General features: G+C 39.8%; 1 protein-coding gene and 1 pseudogene. One reads left to right on the forward strand and one right to left on the reverse strand.

The genetic code is table 11. The features are described 5' to 3' along the window. Positions 1-77: 77 nt before the first annotated feature. A complete protein-coding gene (gene yhbY, locus ACTHUR_RS17300) occupies positions 78-365 on the reverse strand; it encodes a ribosome assembly RNA-binding protein YhbY (protein ID WP_070460735.1) in 288 nt (95 codons plus the stop codon). Positions 366-476: 111 nt separating this feature from the next. Between yhbY and ACTHUR_RS17305 the strand changes: the two are divergent. Then, positions 477-545 (forward strand): annotated as a pseudogene (locus ACTHUR_RS17305) (23S rRNA methyltransferase); the annotation flags it as partial.

The raw sequence follows: 545 nt of genomic DNA on the forward strand, positions 1-545 counted from the left end.
TCGTACTGCATAAATACAACAGAAGGATATGATTAAAGTGGGTTGAGAAAATACTTCTGCTGTTTATTCAGTTTAAATTATTCGTCGTCCGGTTTTTTACGCCATAAAACAAGTAATTTGCCAATATGTTGCACCAGTTGAGCCCCCAGTGTTTCACACAGGGCATTGCAAATTTCAATACGTTCAGCACGATCATCGCCAAAAACACGGACTTTAATCAATTCGTGTGCTGTCAATGCGGCATCGGTTTCTTTGATGACCGAGTCGGTCAAGCCTTGTTGGCCAACCATTACGACAGGGTGGAGGTGGTGTGCTTGGGCTTTCAAGGCCAAAATTTCTTTGGTGCTTAATTTGTTGTCGTTCATATTAATAAGTATCCAATTCAAAAGAATAATGGCTATATTGTACGCGATTTAGAACATTTACGGGGGAAATAACGTACAATGCTGATTTTAACTTAAGCATTTCAAATCAAGATGGCTGTACGCTCAAAATCTTCAAAAGCATGGCTGCATGAGCACGTCAACGATCATTATGTCCATATG

The sequence above is a fragment of the Neisseria sp. P0021.S007 genome, assembly GCF_051956855.1.